Genomic DNA, 18,662 nt, shown 5'->3' with positions numbered 1-18,662 from the left:
AAGGGGACGGGCGCCTTCGTGGTGGTTTTGGGCAAGCGCACCAGCACACGACACAAAAAGGCGGGCCATCTCCCGCAAGAGATGACCCGCCTCTCCAATCAGTCCCGCGGCAACCGTGGCCGCCGCGGGCCTCAAGCATGTCCCGGACTAGGAGAACATGCCGGTGAGGTAATCATTCAGCCGCTTATCCTTGGGCCGTTGGAAAATCTCGTCGGTCTCGTCGTACTCGACCATATCGCCCATGTAGAAAAACGCCGTGCGGTTGGACACGCGCGACGCCTGCTCCATGTTGTGCGTCACGATGACGATGGCGCGGTCGGCCACGATCGACGACATGAGGTCCTCGATCGCCAGCGTCGAGATGGGGTCGAGCGCCGAGCAGGGCTCGTCAAACAGGATTACGTCGGGGTTGAGCGCCAGCGTGCGCGCAATGCACAGACGCTGCTGCTGACCGCCCGAAAGCGCGTAGGCGCTCTTGTCGAGCTTGTCTTTGACCTCGTCCCACAGCGCGGCACCGCGCAGACTTTCCTCGACCATGCGGTCGAGCTCGTCACGGTCGGTGATGCCGTGGCGCTTGGGCGCAAAGGTGATGTTGTCGCGAATGGACTTGCGGAAGGGGTTTGGCTGCTGGAACACCATGCCGATGGAGCGACGCAGCTCGTACGTGTTCTCGGTCTTGGTGTTCACGTTGCGCCCGCGGTAGTTGATCTCGCCCTCCACGCGACAGCGGCGAATCTCGCGATTCATCAGGTTGAGGCTACGCAAGAAGGTCGACTTGCCGCAGCCCGAAGGCCCGATGAGCGCCGTGATCTCACCCTTGTGGAAGTCGAGCGACGTATTGTGCAGCGCATGGTGGTCGCCATAGTACACGTTGACGTCCTTGGCGGAGAGCACGACCTCGTCGCTCACGGCCTTGCCGCTCACGCGCACGCGCCCCTCGCTCTCCCCCACGCTCGACAGAAAGTCCTGGGGGGTGTCGGACGTGGCCGCCTCGGTTGCGGGCGTTGCATTCATATCGCTCATTCGGCCGTCATCTTCCTTGCCAGTTGCTTGCCCACGATACGGGCGACTACGTTAAACAGCAGCACGCAAATCATCAGCAGTGCCGCGGTGCCCCAGACGATCTGCTGGGCCTCGGGGCTGCCCTCGCCATAGATCTTGTAGATGTGCACGGCCAGCGACTCGCCGGGACGGAACACGTTCCAGGCGCAGGTGGGGCTCGACAGGTTAAAGCTCAAGAAGTTGAGGCGGACCGGCGAGCTCATGCCCGAGGTAAAGAGCAGCGCCGCGGCCTCGCCAAACACGCGGCCGGCCGAAAGCACGATGCCGGTCACGATGGCGGGCATGGCCTCGGGAATCAGGATGTGCAGTGTGGCCTCCCAGCGAGTGAGGCCCATGGCCAGGCACGCATCGCGCTGGGCCTGCGGCACGTCCTCGAGCGCCTGCTGAATCACGCGCACCAGGATGGGGATGTTGAACATGGTGAGCGCGACGGCGCCGGAGATGATGGAGTACTTCCAGCCCAGCTGCACCGAGAACACCAGAAAGCCGAACATGCCGACGACGATGGAGGGCAGTGAAGACAACGTCTCGATGGCGGTCGAGGCGATGTCGCGAATGGGACCGTCGGGCGCGTATTCAACTAGGAAGACCGCGCCGCCCAGGCTGATGGGCACCGAGATGATCAGGGTAATCAGCAGCAGATAGAACGAGTCGAACAGCTGGTAGAGCACGCCGCCCTGCGTTCCGTTGGCGCATGCGGGCTGCGTGAGAAAGCCCGGCTGGAACAGCGTCGAGATACCCTCGAACAGGATGTAGGCCACCATGGAGACGACGATAAGCATGACGATGGCGACAATCGCCGTCAGCACGCCCGTGGCGATACGGTCTTGCCTTTGGACACGCCCGAGTCTCGCCTCGTCGATATGGATGCGCGTGCTAGCCACGAGCCTTCGCCCCCTTGCGGCCAATGAGATGGATGATCAGGATAAAGATGAGGCTCATGCCCATCAGCAGCAGGCCGAGCGCCCACAGGATGTCGTCCTGGGCCGAGCCCTCGGCATAGACCGCCATGGACGTGGTGAGCGTGGTGGTGATGGTAGACGCCGGCGACAGCAGCGACGTCGGCATGGCCTCGATGCCGCCAATGACCATGCGCACGGCGAGCGTCTCGCCAAAGGCGCGGGTCATGCCAAGGATGACTGCGGTCATGAGCGAGGGCATGGCGGACTTGAGCACCACGTGCCAGATGGTCTGCCAGCGGGTGTAGCCCAGCGCGAGCGAACCCTGGCGGTAGCTATCGGGCACGGCGCGCAGGCCATCGACCGAAAGCGTGGTCATCGTCGGCAGAATCATGACTGCCAGCACGATAGCGCCGGGCAAGATACCCAGACCCGTGCTCACGTGGAAAACGCTCTTCATAAGGCCGACGACCACGTGAAAACCGATCAGGCCAAAGACGACCGAGGGAATACCGGTCAAAAGCTCAATGAGCGGCTGAAAAACCTTGGAGCCAAACTTAGGCTGAATCTCGACCGCAAAGATGGCAGAGCCGATGGCGATGGGCAGTGCGATGAGCGTGGAGAGCACCATGACCGCAAACGAGGTGACGATCAGGGGCAGGGCGCCAGTGTAGGGCAGGCCGTTTTCGGCCGTGTTGGCCAGGTCCCACTTGGTACCGATAAAAAACTCGACGATCGAGACGCCGTCCTTGAAAAAAGCCGAGAGGCCCTTTTGGGCGACCATAAAGATGAGCGCGGCAACGACAAGCGTCACGAGCGCTACGCACGCACCCGTGACGCCCAGGCCCACGTTCTCAAGCTCGCGCTTTGGCAGCTGTTTTGCCATTGCAAACCTTTCCGGGGGCGATTACTTATTTAGCGGAGACCTTGCCACTGGCGTCCTTGACGACCTTCATGGCAGAAACGGGAATAAAGCCCTGCTCCTCGACGAGCTTGCCCTGGACGTCGTCGGAAAGCATGAACTCCAGGAAGGCCTTGGTGGCCTCGTCGGCGTCCTTAGCACAGTACATGTGCTCGGTCGCCCAGATCTTGAAGGAGTCGTCGGTGACGTTTGTGCTCTTGGGCTCGACGCCCTCGACCATGATGGCGTTGAACTTGGAGTCATCGAAGTGCGAGAAGTCAAGGTAGGAGATGGCGTTGTCGGTGCTGCCCATCTGAGTCTGGACATCGCCGGACTTGTCGAGCTCGGCGTCGCCCTTAAAGTCGACGGCCTCGTCGCCAAAGACGGCGGCCTCGAAGGTGGCGCGGGTGCCGGAGCCGGCCTTGCGGTTGAGAACGACGATCTTGGCGTCGTCGCCGCCGACCTCCTTCCAGTTGGTGATCTGGCCGGAGAAGATGCCCTTGAGCTGCTCGAGGGTCAGGTCGTCGACTGTCACGTTCTTGGAGACGACGGGGCCCATGCCCACGACGGCGACCTCGTGATCGACGAGGTTCTTGACCTGATCGGCCTCGAGCTTGGTCTCGGCGAAGACATCGGAATTACCGATGGTGACGGTGCCGGCGGCGACAGCGGTCAGGCCCTTGCCCGAACCGTTGCCCGAACCGGAGACGGAGACGTCGGGGTTGGCATCCATAAACTTCTCGGCAGCAGCCTCGACGAGAGCCTGGAACGAGGAGGCGCCGTCGTAGGTTACCTCGCCCGAGACGGACTCGGCAGCAGCGGCGCTGCCCTCAGCAGCGGTGTTGGCGGCGTTGGAGCCGCCGCAACCAACGAGACCGAGACCGACGATGCTGGCAAGACCACCAGCGAGGCCGAGGAACTGACGACGAGAATAAGCCTGATCGAGCATGATCTTCCTTTCATACATGCGACTCGCGGGCACCCTGCCCGCTTTGCTGTTTGGAAAGATACGGTCTCGATCGGGCGACGACCGCCTTATCTGCGGTTTCTTACGGACATTTGATAGACCCTTACCGCAAGCTCTGCCCAGCCTTTACAAACGGATAACAATCCAGCGCCAAGCATGGCGCGCCTTTTACACCAATAAAAACAAAGTTGCAGTGAAATAGTTCCTGCTTGGCCATCAAATGGCCCATTCTAGGAACTATTCCACCGCAACTTAAAAAGCCCGGACGAAAGGGGTGCTAAGTTGTTAAAACGCCGCAGCCTTAAAGCTCAAGCTCGTTCAAACGTAAGATCGCCACGATATAAATCTTGAGCGCCTGCTTGAGCTGTTCCTCGTTGGCGCACTCATTGGGGCCGTGCATCTGGCCGCCCCATGCGGGCAGCTCCAGGCCGGTCTCCTCGGGGCCAAACGAGACGGCGCGGGCAAAGTTGCGTGCGTACGTGCCGCCGCCCATGGCAAAGGGCTCAGCATGCTTGCCCGTAAACTCGTTATAGGTATCAATAAGCGCCTTCACGGCCGGATCGTCGGCAGAGACCGAGAACGGCACCTTCGCACGACCCACACGGCACGTCACGCCAAAACGGCCCACGAGCGGATCGAGCTGCTCGCGGATGGTATCGGCACTCGTGCTGTCGGGGAAGCGCACGTCGATGACCTGCTCAATATGGCCATCCGCCACGCGGATGACGCCAGCGTTGCAGGTAAGCGGGCCAAACGCCGGACTCGTCGCATCGATACCCAGGCCGCGACCATAGGCGTCCGCATGCACAAAGGCCAGGAACTTGACGAACTCGTGCTCGGCAGGCGTCAGCAGGCGCTCGTCGCGTGCACCAAACGCGTCCTCGGCCTCGCGCAGATACGCCACGATCAGCCCGACGGCGTTGATCGTTCCCTCTGGCATCGAGGCATGACCGCCAATGCCGTGGGCGAAAATCTGCGCATGCCCGTTATCGAGCGCCGTGATCTCCAGGCGGTCGCCGTTCTCGACCGGCGCCGGCAGCTCATCGGCGGCAATCGCAAGCTCGCAGATAGACTGCGACGGAATGGCGTTGCTCGCCTCGGCACCGCTCCAGGACACAATGCGCCCGCCGTCGATCTTGGAGCTCACAAATGTCGCCCCAAACTGGCCCTTCTCGGCATTACAGACCGGGAACTCGGCATCGGGCGTAAACAGAAAGTCGGGGTTCGCGTGGTTCTCCAGATAATGGTGAACGTCGGACATGCCCACTTCCTCATCGCAGCCCAGCAGTGCGCGGAAGGTGTAGCGCGGAACAATGCCGTGCTTGAGCAGATAGGCGCCGGCGTAGAGCGACAGCACCGCCGGACCCTTGTCGTCGATAACGCCGCGGCCGAGCAGCCAGCCCTCGCGACGCTCCATCGCAAACGGGTCGGTGTTCCAGCCCGGGCCGGCGGGCACCACGTCCACGTGGCAGATGGTCGCGAGCTGCTTGTCGCCGCGGCCAGGAATATCGGCAATGCCCACATAGCCCTCGTCGTCGCTCGTCTGATAGCCGAGCTTCTGCGCGATGCCGAGCGCACAGTCGAGCGCGTCACGGACCGGGCGGCCAAACGGCGCGCCGGGCTCTGCATCGGCAGAAACTGCCACGGACGGATAGCTCACCAGCTGCTCGATATCGGCGACGACATCTTCCCAGACCTCGTCGACATACTCGGCGACGCTCTGCTCCACCTGATTCATGGACGACCTCCTTACCAATGAGCGGCGAGCGCGCTCGCCCCTCACATTACGTCATTAGATAGCGAAAAGTTTAGCAAGCTCGGCCACCGAGTGCACCACCGCATCGGCACCCGCCGCCTCGTGCTCGCCCGGCGCCGCCGCGCCCGAATAGATGCCGATGCACGGCACGCCCATTGCGTGCGCGCCCTCCACATCGTTAAAGCGATCGCCGATCATCACGGCATCGTCGGCCGTCGCGCCGAGCGCCGCCAGGGCATCGCGGACCGAATCGGCCTTGGTCTCGCGTCCCTGCGGCGGATTCATGCCAATCACCGCCTCAAACTGAGAGAGCCCGAGCTCATGCACCATGTCGATGCACTTGGCCTCCATGCGCGACGTCGCCACGGCCATACGTTTGCCTTGGGCGACCAACCCATCCAGCAGCTCGGGGACCCCATTGAACACGGGATACTCCTCCGGTCCCAGTTCATCAAAAAAGGCGCGGTACTCATCGGCCACCTCAAGCGACTCCTCGCGGGAAAAGCCGTAAAAGTCGTGAAAGCTCTTCCACAGGGGCGGCCCGATCATGCGGCGCAGATCACCCATCTGCGTCTCCGAAAACCCGCGCGCAGCCAGCGTCTTGCGCGTCGAGGTCATCACTGCCCGACCCGTATCGGCCACCGTGCCGTCAAAATCGAACAGCACAACCGGCCGCTCGCAAAGTTGCAATGCCGCCATCGGCACCCTTCTTCCCCAGTTGATGATTTCCACACCACCGCTTCAAACTGTTGACTATTCAACAATTGAACCTAGCAATGTAGAGCAACTCCACTATACTTGTCGCACTTTGCTTTCAGAAGGCGGCGCTGCCGCGCCCCAACGAAAGGTGCAATTATGTCTTTTGCCATCATAACCGACTCCACGTCGGACATCTCCCCCGCCCGTGCCCAAGAGCTCGGCATTTACGTGATTCCGCTGCATGTGATTATCGAGGGCGAGGACCTGCTCGACCAGGTGCAGATTACCGCCGAGGAATACGTCGCCCGCATGGCCGGCTCCGAGCAGCTGCCGCACACCTCGCAGCCGAGCGCCGGCGAGTTCAAGGCGCTGTTTGACCGCGTACGCGCCGATGACCACGACAGCGCGATCTTTATCTCGCTGTGCAGCGAGTGGTCCGCCTGCTATTCCAACGCATGCCTGGTCGCCGAGACCCACGAGCTCGACGTGCGCTGCATCGATTCGCGCACCGGCTCGGGCGCCGAGGGCCTGCTGGTGGAGTACGCGCTTGCCATGCGCGAGGACGGCCGCAGCTTGGACGAGACCGAGGCGCAGATCCGCGCGACGCTGCCCGAAGCCCACCTGCTGCTGATTCCCCGCACGCTCGAGAACCTGGTCAAAAACGGCCGCGCCCCCAAGCTCGCCGGCCAGCTGACGCAGATGCTCAACATTCGCCTGGCCGTTTCGCCGGAGTGGAAATCGGGCGAGATCAAGGCAATCAAAAAGGGCCGCGGCGCCAAGCGCATCGTCGCCAACACCATGGCAGATTGCCTCGCGTTTTTGGACGAGCACCCGGGCTCAAGCGTGCGCGTGCTCACGACCGGCGCCGCCGAGGAGCAGGAACTTGTCAACGAGGCGCTCGCGGGCCAGGACTACGTAGACGCCGGCACTGGCCCCATCGGCTGCACCATCGCCACCCACGTAGGCGTCGATGCCATCGCCATCAGCTACTGCCCCCGCTACCAGCCCATCCACTAGGGGCACCTTTACCTCTTGCGGTGGAATAGGGACTGTTTTTGGCTTATTAGCCGCCAATCAATCCCTATTCCACCGCAACTTAGAAATCGGCGATCAGCCCAGCGGACCCTGAAACAGTTCCTGATGAGCGCCCATTCTCACCAGCCTAATCACTGGGTTAGTCTTATGGGGAAGATAAAGAACGACCACATCGACCAAGCCATCGGATAGGTGGAAATCGATGTGGCCGTTGTAGTTTCCGCCCGGGTTTGAGAGCTCGTGGGCGCCATACTCCGCCGGAAGTGACCCATGAGCCACAAGCTCTGCAACCGCCGCTTTAAACTCACTTTTTAGCTGCGGATGCATGCGCATCGTTCGTTTGTAGTCCACCTTAAATTGAGCCTCGACTTTAATCTCGAACATCGCTATTCCTCATCGAGGAATGACATAAGCTCATCAGCGTTATTGAATGACAGGCTATCGTCCGGCAAAATCCCCAGCTCATGAGCCTCGGCGATCACCATGGCGCGCCTCGTCACCTCGTTGGGCACCTCCGCCCTTCCTACAATCTCAAAAGGAATCTTTCGCTGATTTACCAGCTGCCGAACGGCAAGATTGAGATAGGAATTGAGGCTGAGGCCGACCGAATCCAAGAACTCAGTCGCCTGCTCCTTGAGCCCCTCTTCGATTCGAACCGTCGTAGGCTTAACTGTTGCTGTAGACATTTGCGACCTCCTCGCCCTCGTCTTTTACACCAGTATACCCAATATAAATGGCAATCTGATGTTAGATAACATCAGATTGCCATGCGTATTCATGTCGCGTGGGCACGATTGATCTACATCAGCCCGCTGAGCGCAATGTCAACGGCCTCGTTGAGGTCGTCGGTAATGTGTACCAGATCCGGATCGAGCGGGCTAATCATACCGGTGCTCATCACCGGACCGTTGAGCCAGTCGAATAGGCCCTGCCAGTACTCGGTGCCCACCAGCACGAGCGGCATGCGCTTGACCTTGTGCGTCTGCACCAGCGTGAGAACCTCGAACATCTCGTCGAGCGTGCCAAAGCCGCCGGGAAATACGATGGCGCCCGAGCTGTACTTAACGAACATGGTTTTGCGCACAAAGAAGTAGCGGAAGTCCATGCCGAGGTTCACGTATTTATTGAGCCCCTGCTCGTGCGGCAATTCAATGCCTAGGCCAACTGACTTGCCGTTGACACTCGCCGCTCCCCTGTTGGCCGCTTCCATGATGCCGGGGCCGCCACCGGTGATGACCGCCACGCCACGTTGCGCGATCTTGCGCCCGACGGTACGCGCCGCCTTGTAGAGCGGATCGGTCTTGGGCGTGCGGGCGCTACCGAAGATGGTCACCGCAGGTCCAAGCTCGGCAAGCGCGCCAAAACCATCGACAAACTCTGCCTGAATGCGCAGCACGCGCCACGGGTCGGCATGCAGCCAGTCGGTCGAGTCCTCGGGCGCCAGCAGGTTGGCGTAGGTGTTGTCCTTAGGAATCATGGGGCCGCGCATGACCACGGGGCCGCGGCGGTACGTCTCGTCGTAGACAGGCTCGCCCTCGACGTTCTCATTCTTAATCATGGGTACTCCTATCGAGAAAAAGAAAAACGGGCGGGGTCGACGCTGTGCGCCAAACACCCGCCCGAACATCAACTATTCGGTATGGTACCCACGATGCATCAAGTGCTTGCAAGCTATCGGTCATCGGTCGCGCAAGCGGTGTTAGCAAACGTGATGACCGGCCGGCGCTCGCCCCTTGCCGTTGCCCGCGCCCTGCAAGCGCCCGTGCTGCTCTTAGTAATCCACCGCCGCAGGGCTGTTCATCCAGTCGCTCACGAACGCGCCGTAGCGGCCCTCGATAATGGCCTGGCGGGCCCGCTGCATAAGGTTGAGCAGGTAGTAGATGTTGTGCATCGAAAGCAGAATGCCGCCGAGCATCTCCTTCTGCGTGACCATGTGACGGATGAGCGCACGGCTGTAACCGCCCGTGCACACCGGGCAGGTGCAGGTGGGATCGATGGGACCGTCGTCGTGCGCAAAGCGAGCGTTGCGGAAGTTGAGGCGACCCTCGCTGGAGAATGCCGTGCCCATACGGCCGGTGCGCGTCGGCAGCACGCAGTCAAACATGTCGATGCCCACGCCAACGCCGCGCACGAGCGTGGTCGGGTTGCCGACACCCATCAGGTAGCGCGGCTTATGCTTGGGCATGTACTCGCTCACGAGCGGCGCCAGGGTCTCGAACATGGTCTCGTGATCCTCGCCCACCGAATAGCCACCGATACCATAGCCCGGGAAGTCGCCGCACTCCTCCAGATGGCGCAGCGAACGCAGGCGCAGATCCAGGTGCATGCCGCCCTGAACGATGCCAAAGAGCGCCTGGTCATCGCGGGTATGCGCCTTATAGCAGCGCTCGGCCCACATGCTCGACAGCTCAACGGCGCGCTCAACGTAGGCGCGCGTGGCGGGATAGCCCGGGCACTGGTCGAGCTGCATGCAGATATCGGAGCCGAGTTTCATGGCGATTTCCATGTTGTCCTCGGGCGTCCAAAACACGTGGCGGCCGTCGTAATCGTTGACGATAAAGCGCACGCCCTCATCGGTGAGCTTGACGGCATCGTTGTGGCTGAAGACCTGGAAACCGCCCGAGTCGGTGAGGATGGGGCCGTGCCAGTTCATGAACTTGTGCAGGCCGCCCAGCTCGGCGATGGTATCCTCGCCGGGACGCATGGACAGATGATAGGTATTGGCGAGCACGATCTGGGCGCCGAGCTTCTTGACAGTCTCGGTAGGAATGCCCTTGACGTTTGCCTTGGTGCCCACGGGCATAAAGATCGGCGTCTCGATGTCGCCGTGCGGGGTGTGCAGTACGCCGGCGCGCGCGTGCGTCGTCGGATCCTCGGCAATCAGGTCGAATTTAAAAAGGTTCTGGTCCATAAACTGGAACTCCTTGGTTGCGGTTCATACGCAAACCATTATACGGGCAACCCGCAAGAAGCACCGACTCGACAGAAACTGGTGCGAGGAGGATACGGCAGGGACACGGCAAATGAGCGTGGATTTTTGGACGCTTACCGGATGAGCGTGGATAATCTCCCACTTTTGCCCAAAGCACAGCCCAAAAACGGGAGATTATCCACTTTCATTCTGCGGGCACTCATTTAAGTACGTCCCCGATGAGTGGAGCTATTTACCAGCCACGGCAACGCCGATATTTTGGCAACGCCGATGTTTTGACAACGTCAGCGAGCGGTCACCAGGGCGAACAAATTGGCATGAAAAGAGGGCGGCATTGACCTTCTGGTCATGCCGCCCTCTTTGAATGACAAGTTGTCGCCCTGGTGACCGCGCAGCGTCGACCCGTTACGCGGTTTGGTAAAACCGCGTAACCCTACGGACGCTGGCCCATGCCACCCTCGAGGGTGACGGTCTCGCCGTTCATATACTTAAAGTCGGGACCGCAGAGCTGAACGACAACGCGGCCGATTTCCTTCTCGACGTCGCCGTAGTGGCCTGCCGGCGGCATGTGGACGTTGGCCTTGAACGCCTCGGGATAGGCATCCTGGAAGTTCTCGAGCGCGGCGGTCCAAGCAAGCGGGCAAACGATATTGACGTTGATGCCGTCCTTGCCCCACTCGTTGGCGGCAACGCGAGTCAGACCACGGATGCCTTCCTTGGCGGCGGCATAGCTGCACTGGCCGTAGTTGCCAAACAGGCCGGCGCCCGAAGCAAAGTTGACCACGGAGCCCTTGGTCTCCTTCAGGTGCGGATAGGCCTTCTGCATGTACAGGTAGGTGGCATACAGGCCAGAGTAAATGGCCAGGTTAAACTGATCCATGGTGTGATCGGCAATGGTCACGCCCGAGGCGCTGGCCTGAGCGTTGTTGACGACGGCGTCGATGCGACCGAACTCCTCAATGGCCTTGTCGATGACGTTCTGGACGACAGCCTCGTTGTCCTGACCAGCAGAAACATCGGCCTGAACAGGCAGAACCTTGACACCGTACTCGGCCTCGAGGGATTCCTTGGCGGCCTCGAGCTTGGCGACGTTGCGGCCGGTGATGACGAGGTTTGCGCCCTCCTTGGCAAAAGCGATATCGATACCGTAGCCGATGGAGCCAGCGGAGCCGTCCTTAAGCGTGGCCTTGCCGCCGCCGGTGACGATCACGGTCTTACCAGTGAAAAGTCCCATATAAAGTCCTTTCAAATCGCGACGGGCCTGCCCGTCGACTGCGCGCATCCAACTTCACGCGCCAAAAGCTGAAATGCAACTTTAGCGGGTTCAAGTGAAAAATAAAGCCCATGGCAGGCGAACGGCGCAACGTCTTTCGGCGAAGGGAATGTCAAGTACAAACTGGATAAAGTGGCCGAGTTTTTGCTATCGACGCGAGCCATCGAACACGTTTTGAAACTTTGCTGCAGCGCGCGGGATGTCGGCGCGAGACTTTATCATAGGGTGACAAACAACGATGAGGAGCACATGCCTATGACAGACGAGCTGGACCCCCAGACTCAACAGCATATTGATGATTCCGCAGACGTCACTGCAGATGCCGACGCTGTGACCTGCGATGATATTGACCTCGACGGCCCATTCTTGGACGAAAGCGCTACGGCGGAAACCCCTGGCGCCGAAGATGCAGACGAGCAAAACGACGATGCGCCCGCTCAGGACGACCACCCCGTACAGGATACTGCTCCGCAAGCTGCGGGCCCTATCGAGGTTTCTTCGGAAGAAGAGCTCGACGCCGTCATGGACTCCATGATGGATGCCGTCAAAGCGATGAAAGACGCCGTGGCCGACGCTGACGTTGACGCCGAGGAAGAGGAGGCCGCCGAGGCAGCCTCGACCTTCGTACCCGGCGAGACTCCGGTTGCCGACCAGGGCAGCACCATGCCCTCGTTTCTGCAGCTCGAGCATCCCACGATTGGCACCGATGCGGTCGACCCGCACGCAGCAGGCTTTTCTGTGATCGAAGGCGGTACCGGCAATATCGCCGTGCCGCAGACTGCCGATGCGGACGCTGCCGACACCGCTCGCCCGACTGCCCCGCACTCCCCCGCCGCGAGCCGCGATCTGGGGACCGCTGTCTCGAACACTGCGAACGCCGTGGGCACCTTTATCGCCCAGGGCGCCTCGGCCATGCGCGAGATGAACGCCGCGAAAAAGGCACTTGCCGATGCCCGCGCCCACCTGGCCGAACTTGAGCAGCGCATTGCCGATCAGGCCGAGGAACTCGAGACGCGCCAGGATATCGCAGGCCGCTACGACCAGATCGTCGCCGACCAGCGTCAGGCGATCGCCACAGCGCAAAAGACCGCTGCGGCAGCCGAGATTGACCGTGATGCCCACGCCGCCAAAGCGACAGAGCTCACTGGTCAGCTCGAACAAATGAAGACAGAGGATGACGCGACTGAGCTCCGCCTGAAGGCCGCGCTCGACGCCGTGGAGGCCCGCGAGGCGAGCTCTCGCGAGACCGGCAACCGCCTCGTTCGACGTCTTGAGGATTCCAAGCGCATCCGCGACAAGGTGAAGGCCGAGCGAGACGCCGGCATTGCGGCCGCACAACAAACCGTCGACGCCACGCGCGCCCAGCTCGAGACGCTGCGCCATGAGTATGCCGAGCTGCAACGCAATCCCTCGGCAAATCCCGCCAACTATACGGTGCGCACCAGCGAGCTCTCGATGCAGATTTCCGACACGGCAGATGCCCTGCGTAAAGCCGAAGAAGATGTCCCGCGCATCACCGCCGACCTTGAGCACTCGCTTGCCGCAGCCGAGCAGGCCGTCGAGCAGGCTCAAGCCCCTATCGCCGACGCAAAACGCGCGCACCAAGCCGTGACGACCGAAGCCGATGCCGCGCGCGACGAGCTGCAGACGGCGAAGACAGCCGCCGCGACTCGTCAGCGCGAACTGCACGAGAAGATCACTGCCGAGGACAAGGCACGCCGCGACCAGGAGCAGAGCATCGCCAACGCCCAAGCAGATGCCGCACATGCGCAGTCGATCATCGAACAGGCGACCGAAGTGCACGACCACCCAGAGATCACTGAGTCGCTTGCAGGATCCTTGGCCCGAGACAAAGCCGAACACGCCGAGACCGAGCGAGAAGTCGCCCAGCTCGAGGCCGCCGAAGACGACGTACGAGAGCGCACCCGCGACTCACGCATCAAATTCACCGGCGCCATCGTCTGCATCGTCGCCGCAATCCTGGCGATCATCCTAGTCTGGCTGTTCGCAAGCAAGTAGTCATTGGGGACGTTCTTAAACGACTAGTCAAACAAGAACGTCCCCAACGACTAGCCCAATGACGAGAGTGGATAATCTCCCACTTTGAGCCCCCAAGCAGGCCAAAAACGGGAGATTATCCACTCTCATTCTGCAGGCACTCATTTAAGTACGTCACCAATGAGTACCTGCCGATGCTTTGGCAAAGTCAGCGAAAACGCCCCTAAGCGAGCAAGGTGACGTGAAAGAGGAGGGCATTGACCTTCTGGTCATGCCCGACGATTGAACGTCAGATTGCCGCTTAGGGGCGTTTGCAGCGTCAACTGGTTACGCGGTTCGTAGAACCGCGTAACTAACAAATGAGCATCGCGTCGCCAAAGCTGAAGAAGCGGTAGCGCTCTTCGATAGCAGCGGCGTAGGCATCCATGATCTGGTCGCGGGTGGCAAGCGCGCTCACGAGCATCATGAGCGTGGAGCGCGGCACGTGGAAGTTTGTGATCAGCGCGTCGACCACGTGATAGGTCGATCCGGGCATGAGGTAGAGCTGCGTCGTGGCGTTCTCGCGCACCACGATGTCACCGCGGCCAAGTGTATCGGCCCCGTCCTCGCGGCCCTCAAAATAGCGCGCCGTCACGGCCGGATCGGACACCGGTGCCTCAGCGTCAAAGGCGCTCTCGAGCGAGCGTACTGCGGTGGTGCCGACGGCGATCACGCGGTGCCCCTCGGCCTTCGCCTTATGCACGGCGTCGACAACCTCCTGTGACACGTGGTAGCGCTCGGTGTGCATGACGTGCTGCGTGGGGTCGTCCTCCTCCACCAGACGGAAGGTATCAATACCCACCTCGAGCTCGACGGCGGCAAACTTCGCGCCCTTGGCCTCGATAGCGGCCATGAGCTCGGGGGTAAAGTGCAGACCCGCCGTAGGAGCGGCAGCCGAGTGCTCCTCCTTCATGGCGTAGACGGTCTGGTACTTCTCGGGATCGCCCTCGTAATCGGTAATGTAGGGCGGCAGCGGCACGTGACCGGCAGCATGAATGGCCTCGTCGAGCGTGCGCGGCTCGCCGGCGGCATTGCAGCCGGCCGGCTCAAAGCGCACCAGACGGCCTCCGCGGCTATCGGTGACAAAGTCGATGACCTCGGCCGTCAGCACCACGGGAGCCCCCTCGGGCGCATGGGCGCCACCGGCGCGATACTCAATCTGAGCACCGGGCTTCAGGCGCTTACCCGGCTTGACCAGGCACTCCCAAACGTGGCCCAGCGGGTCAACATCCTCACGGCGCTTGAGCAGCAGCGTCTCGACCACGCCACCCGAGCCGGCTTTGCGACCGATCAGGCGGGCCGGCATCACACGCGTCTTGTTGATGACGAGCACATCGCCCGGCTCGATATAGTCGATGATGTCGCGGAAGATGCGGTGCTCAACGGTACCGCCGTGCTCCAGCGGCTTCCCCGCCTGGGAGCCTTTGCGATCCACCACCAGCAGGCGGCAGGAGTCGCGCGGCTCGGCAGGAGCCTGGGCAATCAGTTCCTCAGGAAGGTTGTAGTCAAAATCATCGGTACGCATAGACACGTCGGATACTCCTTATATAGCTAAAGTCCGCTCTACATCCTAGCAGGCTGACGTCCCAAATGAACTACTTTTTGGCGGCTTTGCGCTCGTCGCGGATGCGGGCGCGATCCATGGCCGCCTCGACCGCCGAGAAACGGCAGCCGCAATAGTTCTGCCGATACATGCCCAGCTCGCGCGAGCGGCGCGTAGCCTCGGGGTAGTACGGGCGAAAATCGCGAATCACCGGGGTGAGCCCATGGGCGGCCGCCAAACGCTCAAGCACGTCATTGCAGGTATCGAACAGCTGATACGGCGAGACGGCGAGCGTCGTGCCCACAAACTCAAACCCGCGCTCCTGGGCCACGCGGCATGCCTCGGCCAAGCGCAAGGCATAGCACGAGCGACAGCGACGGGGCCGATCGGCACCCAGCGGGGCCACGCCGGCCTCCCAGCGCTCGCGGTCCTCCCCCGCCTCGATGAGCTCGATGTCGCCATCGGCACACCACCGGCGCAGCTCGTCCAGACGCCGCCGCCATTCATCGCGCGGTTGAATATTGGGATTGGTCCAGCAAATCGTGGGCTCAAACCCCTCCTCGCGCAGCAGGCGAACCGGCTCAAGCGAGCATGGTGCACAGCACGCATGCAGCAACAACGACTTCATCGACATCCCCGTCCCAGAAAACTCACCCCGACATCATGGCAGCTAAAATAGCCCCGTCCCAAAAAGACTACTTTGCGAAAAAGCGCACGCCAAAGGACGTATCCTCGCAGGCGACGATACGGCGGTCGCGCAGAATGGTCCGCACGTAATACCAATCACCCACACAGCCCGACAAGTGCAGACCAGCCGCCAGGTAGCACAGCAGCGGATAGTCCGAGAACGCAAACCCCAGGGCAAATGCTGTCGTCACAACAACCGTCGGCGCCAGGCAAACCGCCATGTACCGCCGGCGCGAATACACAACGCCCTCGGCGCAGGCATAGATCATCGCCGTCTCGCGATTCGCCCCAAAGGTCACCTGCGCGCCCGCAGGCGCCAGCAGCTTAAAAAACACCGCATGCACCAGCTCGTGCACGGCAAACGATGCCATTGAGACCGCAGCCAAGCCGACTATCCAGCCCACGACAGCCATCCAGCCGCCCGCCTCAGCCGCGTCCAAGTCCGCAGGCCCGCCCAACAGCATAAACACCGGCACCAGGCACACGGCAAACACCGCGATCACGGCCATCCCCCACACGAAGCAAGCGTGTAGAAAATCCTCGTCCTCAAACGCATGTATGTTGGAAATCTCATTCATAGCATCTTAGGATAGCGCCCCTGCCACGCACCCGCCCGCATGTGCGATAATGTCGAACGATATGCACGAATTGACCACCGCGCTGCCGAACCCCGTGCCCGGCCGCGCTCCCACCATATGCGAAGGAGTCCCATGGCATCCAAATATTCCATGAACGACCGTCCCAGCTGGCCGCGCCGCGCCATCGTTACCGCCGGCGAGCCCTACGGCAACAAGGGCCTGCACTTTGGCCACGTCGGCGGCGTCTTTGTCCCGGCCGACTTCTTCGCCCGCTTCCTGCGTGACCGCCTGGGCCGCGAAAACGTCATCTTCACCTCGGGCACCGACTGCTACGGTTCGCCCATCATGGAGAGCTACCGCAAACTCAAGGAGAACGAGGGCTACGACAAGTCCATCGGCGAGTATGTCGAGTCCAATCACTCCCGCCAGGCCGCGACCCTCAACAACTACAACATCAGCTGCGATATCTACGGCGGCTCGGGCCTTGAGCCGGCTGCGCAGATTCACAACGAGGTGACCGCCGAGATTATCAAGCGCCTGCACGAGCAGGGCACCATCTCCAAGCGCTCCACGTTGCAGTTCTACGACGCCAAGGCCGGCACGTTCCTCAACGGCCGTCAGGTGATCGGCCGCTGCCCCATCCAGGGCTGCAAGTCCGAGAAGGCGTACGCCGACGAGTGCGACCTGGGTCACCAGTTTGAGCCCGAGGAGCTCATCGCGCCCAAGAGCCAGCTCACCGGGGAGGTGCCCGAGCTGCGCCCAGTCGACAATCTCTACTTTGATCTGCCGGCCTACCTCGACTTTATGAAGACCTATACCGCCAAGCTCGCCCAGAACCCGCAGGTTCGCTCCGTGGTCTCCAAGACCATGGAGGAGTGGCTGCTGCCGGCTCAGCTCTACATCCAGAACAAGTTCCGCGAGGCCTTCGATGCCGTCGAGGACCAGCTCCCCGAGCACACCGTGCTGGAACCCGAGGGCAACAAGAGCAGCTTTACCGTCACCTTCCCCAGCTGGAAGGAGCGCGACGACGCCCACGCGGTGCTCGCCAACGGCGGCGTGCGCTTCCGCAGCGGCAAGGCGCTCGTGCCCTTCCGCATCACCGGCAACATCGACTGGGGCGTTCCGGTGCCCGAGGTCGATGGCGTCTCCGACGTCACCTGCTGGTGCTGGCCCGAGAGCCTGTGGGCGCCCATCAGCTATACGCGTACCGTGCTCGCGCGCGATGCCAAGGCAGCCGGCGTGACCGAGGGCGTCGCCGCCCAGGATGCCGCCCTCATGGGCGAGCCCGCTGCCGACTCCACGCAGGTCCCCGCGCCCACCTACCAGCACAGCTCGCTCGACTGGCGCGACTGGTGGTGCTCGGACGACGCGCAGATCTACCAGTTTATCGGTCAGGACAACATCTACTTCTACTGCATCGCGCAGACCGCCATGTGGGAGGCCCTGGGCTGGGACCTCACGCAGAGCACCGTCAGCGCCTGCTACCACCTGCTCTACATGGGCAAAAAGGCCAGCTCGTCCTCGCAGACGCCTCCCCCGCCGGCAGACGACCTGCTCAACCACTACACCTGCGAGCAGATGCGTGCGCACTGGCTGTCGCTCGGCCTGTCCGAGAAGCCGGTAAGCTTTAGCCCCAAGGCATACGACACGCGTGTGACCGGCAAGGACAAGGACGGCAACGAGGTACGCGCCTGCGACGACAAGCGCGTTATCGACCCGGCCCTTAAGGAGAGCGCCCTTTTGACCGGCGTGTTCAACCGTCTGGCCCGCAGCTGCTTCTACGGCGTCGCCGTCAAGGAAGGCGACGAGAGCCCCTACCGCAACGGCTGCATCCCCGCCGGTGCAGCTTCTGACACCGTGGTCGAGGCCGCCGAGCAGGCAGCCCTCGCCTTTGAGCAGGCCATGTACAAGTTCGAGACGCACCGCGCGCTCGCCGTGTGCGACGACTACCTGCGCGCCGCCAACAAGCGCTGGAGCGACGCTTCCAAAGCCGCCAACAAGCTCGAGGGTAACGAGGCAAACGCCGCAATGACGCAGGCCCTCGTCGACGCTTTTACCGAGCTGCGCGTGGCGACCGTCCTGATGCACGGCATCGTCCCGGCCGGCTGCGAGCTCATCTGTGAGTACTTCGACATCGACCCGGTCGCCTTCTTTAGCTGGGATAACATCTTCGCCTCCACGGATGAGTTTGTGGAGAGCCTGGGCGAGAAGCCCGGCGAGCACCGCGTAAAGCCGCTACCCCCGCGCTTCGACTTCTTCAGCAAGCACGAGAGCCAGTACTAAACACTCGACA

The 18,662-nt window shown here is 61.8% G+C and carries 17 protein-coding genes; 3 read left to right on the top strand and 14 right to left on the bottom strand.

All coding sequences use genetic code 11. From position 1 onward, the window contains the following. Positions 1–147: 147 nt before the first annotated feature. The 6 genes from pstB to I2E13_RS03125 form a co-directional block, all read right to left on the bottom strand. Entirely contained in the window at positions 148–1,023 is an 876-nt protein-coding gene (pstB, locus tag I2E13_RS03150; RefSeq protein ID WP_195404164.1) for a phosphate ABC transporter ATP-binding protein PstB, read from the bottom strand. Beyond that, positions 1,020–1,946, bottom strand: coding sequence for a phosphate ABC transporter permease PstA (pstA, locus tag I2E13_RS03145; RefSeq protein ID WP_195404163.1), 927 nt, complete (start codon positions 1,944–1,946; stop codon positions 1,020–1,022). The genes pstB and pstA overlap by 4 nt, the downstream gene beginning before the upstream one ends. After that, positions 1,939–2,847 (bottom strand): phosphate ABC transporter permease subunit PstC, encoded by a 909-nt coding sequence (gene pstC, locus I2E13_RS03140; RefSeq protein ID WP_117629066.1) that lies wholly within the window; start codon positions 2,845–2,847, stop codon positions 1,939–1,941. Before pstC ends, pstA begins: the two co-directional genes overlap by 8 nt. A 25-nt stretch (positions 2,848–2,872) precedes the next feature. Continuing rightward, positions 2,873–3,811 carry a phosphate ABC transporter substrate-binding protein gene (locus I2E13_RS03135; RefSeq protein WP_117818366.1) on the bottom strand — a complete coding sequence of 313 codons (939 nt, stop codon included), beginning with the start codon at positions 3,809–3,811 and terminating at the stop codon, positions 2,873–2,875. A 319-nt stretch (positions 3,812–4,130) separates the two neighbouring features. Continuing rightward, positions 4,131–5,567 carry a M20 family metallopeptidase gene (locus I2E13_RS03130; RefSeq protein ID WP_195404162.1) on the bottom strand — a complete coding sequence of 479 codons (1,437 nt, stop codon included), beginning with the start codon at positions 5,565–5,567 and terminating at the stop codon, positions 4,131–4,133. Positions 5,568–5,621: 54 nt separating this feature from the next. Beyond that, a complete protein-coding gene (locus I2E13_RS03125; RefSeq protein WP_273377851.1) occupies positions 5,622–6,317 on the bottom strand; it encodes an HAD hydrolase-like protein in 696 nt (231 codons plus the stop codon). 123 nt (positions 6,318–6,440) lie between these two features. Here I2E13_RS03125 and I2E13_RS03120 point away from each other — a divergent pair, with 123 nt between their 5' ends. Continuing rightward, positions 6,441–7,301, top strand: a complete 861-nt coding sequence (locus I2E13_RS03120; protein ID WP_195404161.1) for a DegV family protein — start codon at positions 6,441–6,443, stop codon at positions 7,299–7,301. Positions 7,302–7,394: 93 nt separating this feature from the next. Here I2E13_RS03120 and I2E13_RS03115 read toward each other — a convergent pair whose 3' ends face one another. The 5 genes from I2E13_RS03115 to I2E13_RS03095 all read right to left on the bottom strand — a co-directional run bounded on the left by I2E13_RS03115 (position 7,395) and on the right by I2E13_RS03095 (position 11,485). After that, a complete protein-coding gene (locus I2E13_RS03115) occupies positions 7,395–7,703 on the bottom strand; it encodes a type II toxin-antitoxin system RelE/ParE family toxin (RefSeq protein ID WP_195404160.1) in 309 nt (102 codons plus the stop codon). A 2-nt stretch (positions 7,704–7,705) separates the two neighbouring features. Further along, positions 7,706–8,005, bottom strand: coding sequence for a type II toxin-antitoxin system RelB/DinJ family antitoxin (locus I2E13_RS03110; protein ID WP_055250873.1), 300 nt, complete (start codon positions 8,003–8,005; stop codon positions 7,706–7,708). A gap of 113 nt (positions 8,006–8,118) precedes the next feature. After that, positions 8,119–8,877: an LOG family protein gene (locus tag I2E13_RS03105; protein WP_195404159.1), complete on the bottom strand. Its 759-nt coding sequence runs from the start codon at positions 8,875–8,877 to the stop codon at positions 8,119–8,121. A gap of 213 nt (positions 8,878–9,090) precedes the next feature. Beyond that, positions 9,091–10,230, bottom strand: coding sequence for a tRNA guanosine(34) transglycosylase Tgt (tgt, locus tag I2E13_RS03100; protein WP_055250876.1), 1,140 nt, complete (start codon positions 10,228–10,230; stop codon positions 9,091–9,093). Positions 10,231–10,684: 454 nt separating this feature from the next. Further along, on the bottom strand, positions 10,685–11,485 hold the full coding sequence (locus tag I2E13_RS03095) for an SDR family NAD(P)-dependent oxidoreductase (RefSeq protein ID WP_006235414.1): 801 nt from the start codon (positions 11,483–11,485) through the stop codon (positions 10,685–10,687). A gap of 294 nt (positions 11,486–11,779) precedes the next feature. On the opposite strand from I2E13_RS03095, the gene I2E13_RS03090 reads away from it, so the two are divergent. Then, complete coding sequence (locus I2E13_RS03090) at positions 11,780–13,543, top strand: coiled-coil domain-containing protein (protein ID WP_195404158.1); 1,764 nt, start codon at positions 11,780–11,782, stop codon at positions 13,541–13,543. 331 nt (positions 13,544–13,874) lie between these two features. Here I2E13_RS03090 and queA read toward each other — a convergent pair whose 3' ends face one another. From queA to I2E13_RS03075, 3 genes are all read right to left on the bottom strand, one after another. Next, a complete protein-coding gene (gene queA / locus I2E13_RS03085) occupies positions 13,875–15,086 on the bottom strand; it encodes a tRNA preQ1(34) S-adenosylmethionine ribosyltransferase-isomerase QueA (protein WP_117564472.1) in 1,212 nt (403 codons plus the stop codon). Positions 15,087–15,156: 70 nt separating this feature from the next. Continuing rightward, positions 15,157–15,732 carry an epoxyqueuosine reductase QueH gene (locus I2E13_RS03080; RefSeq protein ID WP_117776767.1) on the bottom strand — a complete coding sequence of 192 codons (576 nt, stop codon included), beginning with the start codon at positions 15,730–15,732 and terminating at the stop codon, positions 15,157–15,159. A gap of 67 nt (positions 15,733–15,799) precedes the next feature. After that, positions 15,800–16,369: a DUF3267 domain-containing protein gene (locus tag I2E13_RS03075; protein ID WP_117564474.1), complete on the bottom strand. Its 570-nt coding sequence runs from the start codon at positions 16,367–16,369 to the stop codon at positions 15,800–15,802. Positions 16,370–16,501: 132 nt separating this feature from the next. Between I2E13_RS03075 and I2E13_RS03070 the strand changes: the two genes are divergently transcribed. Continuing rightward, complete coding sequence (locus I2E13_RS03070) at positions 16,502–18,652, top strand: methionine--tRNA ligase (RefSeq protein WP_195404157.1); 2,151 nt, start codon at positions 16,502–16,504, stop codon at positions 18,650–18,652. Positions 18,653–18,662 lie beyond the last annotated feature (10 nt).

This window comes from Collinsella aerofaciens (assembly GCF_015554145.1).
In the GTDB taxonomy this organism is placed as follows: domain Bacteria; phylum Actinomycetota; class Coriobacteriia; order Coriobacteriales; family Coriobacteriaceae; genus Collinsella; species Collinsella aerofaciens_AA.
Note: the sequence above shows the minus strand (reverse complement) of the source record. Positions and strands in the feature narration are given on the sequence as shown.